This window comes from Cryobacterium sp. 10I1 (genome assembly GCF_035019805.1).
In the GTDB taxonomy this organism is placed as follows: Bacteria; Actinomycetota; Actinomycetes; order Actinomycetales; family Microbacteriaceae; genus Cryobacterium; species Cryobacterium glucosi.
In genome coordinates this window covers 1-1928 of sequence record NZ_JASJVF010000402.1, presented here as the reverse complement: position 1 = coordinate 1928, position 1928 = coordinate 1, and the positions used below count along the sequence as shown (strand labels likewise).

2 protein-coding genes are annotated in these 1928 nt (G+C 69.7%); both read right to left on the bottom strand.

Annotation, left to right across the window (positions count from 1 at the left end; all coding sequences use genetic code 11):
• Positions 1 to 194, bottom strand: a 194-nt coding sequence (locus QN345_RS18480) for a hypothetical protein (protein WP_323509050.1), incomplete at its 3' end; no start/stop codon positions are given.
• Between the two features lie 3 nt (positions 195 to 197).
• Positions 198 to 1928, bottom strand: a 1731-nt coding sequence (nirB, locus tag QN345_RS18475; protein ID WP_323509049.1) for a nitrite reductase large subunit NirB, incomplete at its 5' end; no start/stop codon positions are given.

Sequence of the window (1928 nt, the reverse complement as noted above, 5' to 3'; positions counted from 1 at the left end):
ACTTCTCGGTCACCGACATCGGCGATGGGATTGCTGTGGTCGCCGTGACCGGTGGCCAGCTGCACGTCGACGGTGACAGAGGCGAGGTAGACGATCGCCTCTGCGGCCAGGAACCGGGCGAGCACCCGCCTGGCCGCGAGGGCACCTCCGAAGACGAGGACCCGGCGGCCGGCCAGGTCGAGGCTGATGTCCATGGTTCACACTCCCTGTCGCAGTTCGATGGCGCGTTCGGTGGTGATGGCGGTACCGGTGTCGGCGGCAGTGGTGTCACGGGGCCGGACCGGGATGCTCGGACCGGAGAGCAGCACGGCCTCGCGCTCCGCAGGCCGCGCCGGCCGGGGCTGGTCGCGTTCGATGACCTGCATGAGCGCGGGGTCCGCGGTTCCGGGGGCGTTGACGAAGGAGCGGAACCGGCGCAGGCGCTCCGGATCCTTGAGGGTCGCGGCCCATTCGTCTTCGTAGTGGCCGACGTGGGCGAGCATGGCGGCCTCGAGCTCCTCGGCGATACCGAGGGAGTCGTTGCAGACGACGTCGCGCACGTGGTCGAGCCCGCCCTCGAGGTCTTCCTGCCAGCGGGCGGTGCGTTGCAGCCGGTCGCCGGTGCGGATGTAGTACATCAGGTACCGGTCGATGTACTTGATCAGGGTCTCGTCGTCGAGGTCCTGGGCGAGGAGCTGCGCGTGGGCGGGCTGGAAGCCGCCGTTACCGCCGACATAGAGGTTCCAGCCCTGGTCGGTCGCGATGATGCCGACGTCCTTGCTGCGCGCCTCCGCGCACTCGCGGGCGCAGCCGGAGACGCCGAGCTTGAACTTGTGCGGTGCGCGGAGTCCCCGGTAGCGCAGCTCGAGGTTGATCGCCATCGCGACGGAGTCCTGCACGCCGAAGCGGCACCAGGTCGACCCGACGCAGCTCTTGACCGTGCGGAGGGACTTGCCGTATGCCTGGCCGGACTCGAACCCGGCCTCGACGAGGATCTTCCAGATGTCGGGAAGCTGTTCCAGGCGGGCGCCGAACAGGTCGATGCGTTGGCCGCCGGTGATCTTGGTATAGAGGTTGAAGTCGGCGGCGACCTCGGCGATGACCTTGAGCTTGGCCGGCGTGATCTCCCCGCCCGGGATCCGGGGCACGACCGAGTACGTGCCGTCCTTCTGCATGTTGGCGAGGGCGCGGTCGTTGGTGTCCTGCAGGGCGCCGCGGCCGCCGTCGAGGATGTACCCCGAGGTCTGCGTCGCGAGGATCGAGGCGATCACGGGCTTGCAGATGTCGCAGCCGAGTCCGCTGCCGAACCGGCCCATGATCTCGTCGAAGTGGGTGAGCTGCAGGATGCGGACGGATTCGAAGAGCTCGCTCCGGCTGAGCGCGATGTGCTCGCAGAGGGCGTGCGAGACGGCGATGCCTGCCCGGGTCAGTTCCGTCTCGAGGATCTTCTTGACGAGGGGAACGCACGAGCCGCACTGGGTGCCCGCGCGGGTGCACGCCTTGAGCGGGCCGAGTTCGGTGCAGGCCTCGGTGTGCTCGTCGCCGCGGATGGCGGAGCGCACAGCGCCGACCGAGACGTTGTTGCAGGAACAGAGCTGCACGTCGTCCGGCAGGTCGGTGTTCGCCGGCGGCTCGGCGCCGGCCGCGGAGAGGTAGGCGCTCGGTTCGGCGCCGAGCTCGCGGCCGAGCAGGGGCCGGAGCGCCGTGTATGGCGAGGCGTCGCCGACGAAGATGCCGCCGAGGAGGGTCTTCGCGTCTCCCGTGACGACGATCTTCTGGTACAGGCCCCTGGCCGGGTCGGCGTAGACGACCTCGAGGGAGTGTTCCGCGGCGGCGAGGGCGTCTCCGAAGCTCGCGACCTCGACCCCGGAGAGCTTGAGCTTGGTGGCGTCGTCGATGCCGGGGAAGACGGCGGCGCCGCCGTGCAGCCGGTCGGCGACGACCTCGGC